This is a genomic window from Nocardiopsis endophytica, assembly GCF_027706725.1.
In the GTDB taxonomy this organism is placed as follows: domain Bacteria; phylum Actinomycetota; class Actinomycetes; order Streptosporangiales; family Streptosporangiaceae; genus Nocardiopsis_A; species Nocardiopsis_A endophytica.
Genome location: NZ_JAQFWQ010000094.1, coordinates 21245 through 27872, shown reverse-complemented (window position 1 = coordinate 27872; position 6628 = coordinate 21245). Strand labels below are relative to the sequence as shown.

The following is a 6628-nucleotide window of genomic DNA, read 5'->3' as shown; positions in this document are numbered from 1 at the left end:
TCGGCCCCGGCGTTGTCGTTTTCGTGGAGCCTTTCGGCGGCGAGGACGATGTCGTCGCCGACCATGTGCGGGAAGAAGATGTCTCCCGCGTGGTCCGGGTCGACCGCCTCAGTCCATAGAACCGCTGGTACGGCGGTGTCGATGGCCGTGATGCGGTTCCCTTCCATGAAGTAGAGGACACCGTCGCCGTAGGCCCCGCTCACGGCATTGGGCTCGGAGTGAGCGGAGATGGAAGGCGGCAAAGCGTCGCTGTATTCGGGCCAGTACAGAAAGTAGTCACCCTCCAGAGGCAACGACCACCGCACCGCGCCGGGCTCGTCGCAGTCGTCCTCTCCTTCGCACGTGAAGGGCTCGTCAGGGCTGATCGCCGTCGCCTCGAAGTCGAGGTTCAACGGTTCTTCGGAGAAGGAACAGGCGCTGAGGGGGATGAGGAACGTGAAGGCGGTCGCCAGGGCGATCCCGTGCCGTGCCATGTGGGGATTCTATGGAGTCTTCGGGGGAATCGCCCCCGACGGGCGGCGGGGCCCAAGCGGCCGTCAGCCCTCCCGGGCGACCTCGCGTTCGTAGGTGAGCAGGGTTTCGACCACCGTTCGGCGTTCGGCGGGGCTCAGCGGCTCCAGCGCCGTGCGCCAGGCGCGGGCGCCGACGGCGAGCCAGTCGTCCACCGCCTGCCGGTTGGCCTCGGCCAGGGACACGATCGTGCGCCTCCGGTCCGCCGGATCCTCGCCGCGGTCCACGACGCCCTTCTGGGACAGCTCGCCGACCATCAGGCTGACCGTCGTCGGGGCCAGTTCCAGCCGCGCCGCGAGCGCGTTGACGGTCAGGGGCCCCTCGAAGAGCAGGAACGCCAGCAGCGACAGGTGGCGCGGCGCCAGGTCTAGGGAGCGCAGCGCCTCGGGGACCGGAGTGCGCTTGGCGCGGCCCACCAGGCGGGGCATCAGCAGCAGCATGGTCCGGACCCCCTCGTCGGCGGTGAGGCCGTCCTCGTCGGGACCGTCCGCGCCGGGGCCGTGCTCCGTTGACAATATCTTTGCTCCCAAAATATTTTTGCTTCTAAAGCAAACCTTTTCGATGCAGGCACGAGTCTATCGGGGCCGACGCCGCCGAAGCGGCGCTCGGCGGAAGGGATGTGCCATGACCGTGCTGGTCACAGGGGGCCGGGGGAACATCGGCGAACGCGTGGTGAGCGTGCTCGCCGCGGCCGGGCACCGCGTCCGCGCGTCGGCCAGGGACGCGGGCGCGCTCGCGGTGCCGTCCGGCGTCGAGACCGTCGAGCTGGACGTCGCCGACCCCCGGAACGCAGGCGCGGCACTGAAGGATGTGCGCGCGGTGTTCCTCTACGCCGCCGCCACACTGAGCGGTGACCTCCGCGGGTTCCTGGAGGAGGCGCGTGCCGCGGGGGTCGAGCACCTCGTACTGCTGTCCTCTCCGGCCTCCTATGAGGCGGGGGAGCACGACCGCATCATCGGCCGGGCGCACCGCGCGGCGGAGGAGGCGGTCGAGGAGGCCGGGCCGCCGTCCACCCTGCTGTACCCCGCCTGGCTCGCGGGCAACGCCCAGCGCGACTGGGCCGGGCAGATCAAGGAGAGCGGCCGCGTCGCCCTGCCCTATCCGGACGCGCAGGTCAACCCGGTCCACCTGGACGACGTGGCCGAGGTCGCCGCCGACCTCCTCACCAGGGACCGGCACCGCGCCCGGCTCCAGGTGGTCACCGGCCCGGAGTCGATGCGGCTGCGCGACATCGTGGACGCCGTCGGCGACGCCCTCGGGACCCCCGTCCCCATCGACGTCCCGAGCCGGGAGGAGGCGATGGCGCGGCGCGAGGAGTGGATGCCCGCGGAGGTCCTCGACGTGCTCTTGGACGCCGAGGCCGCCGCCGTCGGCGTTCCGGCGCCGGTCACCAACACGGTCGAACGCATCACCGGACACCCTGCGCGCCCCTTCGCCGAGTGGGTGCGGGCCCATCGGGAGGACTTCGCCGCTTGACGGGCGCCGGGGCCCACGCGAGGGCCGGGCATCACCCCCGTGCCGCGGACAGCGCGCGCTCGAAAGCCGCGTAGGCCGGGGCGTCGAACAGGACGAAGCGGCACGTCCGCACACCGGTCGACGCGGCCTGTACCGCCTCTACGGCGATGCGGGCCGCGTCCTCCATCGGCCAGCGGTACACGCCGGTCGAGATCGCGGGGAAGGCGACCGTCGTCGCCCCCAGCTCGTCGGCGACCCTGAGCGAGCGCGTGTAACAGGAAGCGAGGACGGCGGACCGGTCCTCGGTGGCGCTGTGCACCGGGCCCACGGTGTGCACGACCCAGCGCGCCGGCAGGCGGCCTGCCGTGGTGGCCACCGCCTCACCCGAGGGCAGCCCCTTTCCGTACCGGGTGTCCCGCAGGCGGCGGCACTCGGCCAGGATCTCCGGGCCGCCCCGCCGGTGGATGGCGCCGTCGACGCCCCCGCCGCCCAGCAGGGACGAGTTGGCGGCGTTCACGATCACATCGACATGCTGTTCGGTGATGTCGCCTTGTACCAGTTCGATGTCCACAGGGGCTTTCTACCGCATCGGCGGACGGTGTCTCAGGCGTTCGGCCGGTCCTACCGTCGGGCGGCTCCCGTCCCCTGCGGGGCCGGAGTCCTGAACCGGGCGGCGGTGCGCCCCGTGGACCCGTGCTCGCTCCGCCGCCCGTCCGCCGCAGGAGTCCAGTGGTGCCTCTCCGGGCGCTCGAACAGCCCGGAGTTTCGAACCGCTCCAATGCGGGTGAATGGCGAAAAATTCGTATTCGATGGTGTTCCGGTGTTCGCGGGGACATGAAAAAATGTCGGAAAATGGCCGTTTCCGGCCTTCGGGTGTTGTGTGTCCTCGTTCTCATTTTAGGGCTGCGACCTGCCAAGGCTTCGTGATCTGAGGAAAACTCTCGGGCGTCGCCGATGTTTGTCCGCAGGTCGACGGTTCGGGGATGGCCGGTATTCCTCGTTGCCCGGCTCTGTTCTTCGATCTTGTTCGGGGATTGAGTCGTGGGTGCCCCGTTCCGTGAATGCGGAAATTCCAGGGCGTCCCAGGGAATCCGACGAGAAGGCGGTCGATGTCATGGCTGTCACCAGCCTCACCGTCCTGCAGGGGGACCAGCCGGCCCCCGAGGGCTGGATCAAGATCACCAAGGACCTCAACGCCGGCGCCGGCGGCGCCTACCTCTACTTCGCCTACGAGCACAACGGCCAGTACGTCCCCATCACCAACATCTACTTCCTGCTCTCGCGCGACCAGGAGCCCCCGCCGAACTACATCAAGATCCCCGTCGACCTGAACAAGGGCGCCGGCGGTGAGTACATCTACGCCTGCTACACGCACGACCCCTCCGAGGGGCAGCCGATCCAGGCGCTCGACGTGCTGATCAGCGGGGACGCCAACCCGATGGTCCCCAAGCCGTGGGAACGCTACGACACCGACCTGAACAAGGGCGCGGGCGGGAAGTACGTCTACCTGATCCACCTGTCGGTCTGACATCCCCCGCCCCCTCCCGCCCCTGCTGACGGCCGGAACCCCTCGGATCCCGGCCGGGGTCGGCCGCGCAGGCGCCCCCGCCGCGCGGCCGACCCGTTCGCCTCGGTGACACGGCGGGTTCACCCCGGCTCCCTAGCATTCCCGGGTCCCGATCCCCCGCCCCCGGAGGAGTCCGTGAACCGCCCCCTTCCCGTGGTCTGTGCCTCGCTGCTCGCCTCGCCGCTGCTCTTCGCCGGTGCCGCCGCCCACGCCGCACCGGCGCCCCCCGCCGCCCCCTCCGCTCCCGCCGACGGGATCCCCGTCGTCGAGGCCGAGGACCGCACCCCGCCCGTGTACGACGACGAGGAGGGCGGCGAGGCCGACGCCGACGACCCGGCCGTGTGGGTCCACCCCGACGACGGCGACGAGAGCCTCGTCATCGGCACCCTGAAGAACGCCGGACTGGACGTCTACGACCTCGACGGCGACCTCGTCCAGCACATCGACGCCCCCGCCGCCGAGGGCGCTCGGCCCGCCGGGCGCTTCAACAACGTCGACATCGTGCGCGGCTTCCCGGTCGGCGGGAGCGCCACCGACCTGGCCGTGGTCAGCGACCGCGGACAGGACCGCGTGCGCCTCTTCGCGATCGACGCCGACGCCGTCGAGGACGGCCGCCCGCCGCTGCGCGAGGTCACCGACCCCGCCGTGCCCACGGTCTTCTCCGCCGACGACGCCGGGGCCGCCGACGAGCGCACCGCCTACGGCCTGACCGCCTTCACCGACGGGGGCGAGTCCTACGCCGTCGTCAGCCGGGCGGACGAGACGACGCTGGCCCTCCTGCGGCTGACCGAGGAGAGCGGCGGCGGGGTCGGCTACGAGCACGTCGACACCCTCGACCTGCCCTCCTCCTTCGCCCTCTCCGACGGGGCCGAGTGGGCGCCGTGCACCGACCCGGACGAGCGGCCGCACGTGGAGGGCATGGTCGCCGACGTGTCGGCGGGCGCCCTGTACGCGGGGCAGGAGGCGGTCGGCCTGTGGCGGATCGGCCTGACGGGCGAAGGGTTCGGGGACGCCGAGCAGGTCGACCGCGTCCGCTCCTATGGCGTGCCCTGGACCTACGACGCCGACCGCGACGAGGAGTGCGTCCTGGACTGGAACGCCGACCCGGGCGAGGGCGGCGACGTGCTCACCGCCGACGTCGAGGGCGTCACCCTGCAGCCGGACGGCGACGGGAAGGGCCATGTGATCGCCTCCAGCCAAGGGGACGACACCTTCGCCCTGTACGACCGGGAGGACGGCGCTCATGCGGGCTCGTTCTCCGTGGAGGGCGTCGAGCACACCGACGGCCTGGACGTGGTGAGCCGCCCGGTCGGGGACGACTACGACGAGGGCATCCTCGTCGTCCAGGACGGCGAGGCCGAGCCCGCCCCAGGGCGCGGCGACGCCACGGGCTTCGCCTACGTGGAGTGGGAGGACGTCGCCGAGGACGTGCTGGACGACTGATGACCGGCCACTGACGGCGCCGCGCGCTTTCCAAGGGCGCCGCGAGGAGGCGTCGGGAGAACGACGCACCCAAGAGTGCACCAAGCGTGCGGCACGGCGCGACGGTGGAACGGCCGCCCGTGCGGGAGACCCGCCCGGGCGGCCGTCCCGCGTTCAACCGAACAGCTCCAGGGCGGCCACGGCCAGCGCGACCAGCACCAGGCCCGCCCCGAGGATCATGCACCCGACGTTCCCGGTGCCTCCCGGGTCGCGCGTCGGGCCGCGGTGGATCTCGGTCGAACCCTTGCCGCCCTTGCCCTTCCGGGGCCTGCTCTTCTTCTTGCGTCCGCTCATGGCGTCCTCAACGTCGCTCTCCGAGGGGTCGTGCACCAGTCATAGGGGGCAGGCGCCCCCTCCGGCAAGGAGGGCAACGGACTGGACAACACGTCGAATACATGTTCGAATTGCGGTCATGCGCTGGGAAGATCTGCGAGAGGACCAGGACGGGGAGGCCCTGTTCGACCGAGAGGACATCGCCCCGGCCCCCGAAAGGGGCACCGGCCGCGCCGGGCTGAGCGCCCCCGGGGGCGGCCCCGTGGCGGGCGGCGACGGTGAACCCGTGGCGGTGGAGATCCGCGCGCGCTCGATCATCAACCGGGTGCCCGGCGAGTCCCCCATGTTCCGCTGGACACTCAACCCCTACCGCGGCTGCGCCCACGCCTGCGTCTACTGCTTCGCCCGGCGCAGCCACACCTACCTCGACCTGGACGCCGGGCGCGACTTCGACACCAAGATCATGGTCAAGGTCAACGCGGGGGAGCTGCTCCGCGCCGAACTGGCCCGCCCCACATGGCAGGGCGAGCCGATCGCCATGGGCACCAACACCGACCCCTACCAGCGCGCGGAGGGCCGCTACCGGCTGATGCCGCAGATCATCTCCGCGCTGCGGGACGCCGCCAACCCCTTCTCCGTGCTGACCAAGGGGCGCCTCATCCTGCGCGACGCCGACCTGCTCGAACAGGCCGCCCGCGTCACCGACGTGCGGCTGGCGGTGTCCGTCGGCGCCGTCGACGAGCCCCTCGCCCGCTCGGTCGAGCCCGGCGCCCCCACGCCCCGAGCCCGCCTGGACACGGTCCGGGCCCTGGCCGACCGGGCGCTGGGCTGCTCGGTGCTCATGGCGCCGGTGCTTCCGGGACTGACCGACTCACCGGAGGCCATCGACGCCGCCGTGTCCGCGATCGCCGACGCCGGGGCGACCAGCGTGACGCCGATCGTCCTGCACCTGCGTCCCGGCGGGGCGCGGGAGTGGTACGCCGCCTGGCTCGCGCGCGAGCACCCGCACCTCGCCCCGCTCTACCGGGAGCTGTACGGGAAGGGCTCCTACGCGCCTGCCCCCTACCGGGAGCAGGTGGCGGCCCGCGTGCGGGAGGCGGCCCGCCGGTACGGGGTCGGCGGCCGGACCGCGCGGGAGGAGGCGTCCACAGGCCGGCACCGGCAGCGGACCCCCGCGGGCGGGCGCGCGGAGCAGGCGGGCCGAACGGAGCGCGGCGGGGCACCCCGGCAGATGCGGCTGCTGTGACCTCTTCCGGCCCCTGCCGGGCGCGCGAAAAGCCTTGGGGCGTAAGGGATTCCGCACCCCGACGGGGTAGTGTGCGAAGGGTCCGCCACCCGCGT

Annotated in this window: 7 protein-coding genes and 1 pseudogene; 4 read left to right on the top strand and 4 right to left on the bottom strand. The window is 72.1% G+C overall.

All coding sequences use genetic code 11. The features are described from left to right. Positions 1–473 (bottom strand): annotated as a pseudogene (locus tag O4J56_RS24825) (hypothetical protein); the annotation flags it as partial. Positions 474–536: 63 nt separating this feature from the next. Then, positions 537–1025: a MarR family winged helix-turn-helix transcriptional regulator gene (locus O4J56_RS24820; RefSeq protein WP_270689100.1), complete on the bottom strand. Its 489-nt coding sequence runs from the start codon at positions 1023–1025 to the stop codon at positions 537–539. Positions 1026–1134: 109 nt separating this feature from the next. Here O4J56_RS24820 and O4J56_RS24815 point away from each other — a divergent pair, with 109 nt between their 5' ends. Then, positions 1135–1986, top strand: a complete 852-nt coding sequence (locus tag O4J56_RS24815; protein WP_270689098.1) for an NAD(P)H-binding protein — start codon at positions 1135–1137, stop codon at positions 1984–1986. 31 nt (positions 1987–2017) lie between these two features. On the opposite strand, the gene O4J56_RS24810 is transcribed toward O4J56_RS24815, so the two are convergent. Continuing rightward, positions 2018–2536 (bottom strand): O-acetyl-ADP-ribose deacetylase, encoded by a 519-nt coding sequence (locus O4J56_RS24810; RefSeq protein ID WP_270689097.1) that lies wholly within the window; start codon positions 2534–2536, stop codon positions 2018–2020. A gap of 543 nt (positions 2537–3079) precedes the next feature. Here O4J56_RS24810 and O4J56_RS24805 point away from each other — a divergent pair. Beyond that, positions 3080–3493: a hypothetical protein gene (locus tag O4J56_RS24805; RefSeq protein ID WP_270689096.1), complete on the top strand. Its 414-nt coding sequence runs from the start codon at positions 3080–3082 to the stop codon at positions 3491–3493. Positions 3494–3667: 174 nt separating this feature from the next. Then, positions 3668–4975 carry a phytase gene (locus O4J56_RS24800; protein WP_270689095.1) on the top strand — a complete coding sequence of 436 codons (1308 nt, stop codon included), beginning with the start codon at positions 3668–3670 and terminating at the stop codon, positions 4973–4975. Positions 4976–5128: 153 nt separating this feature from the next. On the opposite strand, the gene O4J56_RS24795 is transcribed toward O4J56_RS24800, so the two are convergent. Next, entirely contained in the window at positions 5129–5308 is a 180-nt protein-coding gene (locus O4J56_RS24795; protein ID WP_270689094.1) for a hypothetical protein, read from the bottom strand. A gap of 118 nt (positions 5309–5426) precedes the next feature. Here O4J56_RS24795 and O4J56_RS24790 point away from each other — a divergent pair, with 118 nt between their 5' ends. Next, the gene (locus O4J56_RS24790) at positions 5427–6533 is read left to right on the top strand and encodes an Rv2578c family radical SAM protein (RefSeq protein WP_270689092.1); all 1107 of its coding nucleotides are present in this window, start codon (positions 5427–5429) and stop codon (positions 6531–6533) included. The last annotated feature ends 95 nt before the right edge of the window (positions 6534–6628 follow it).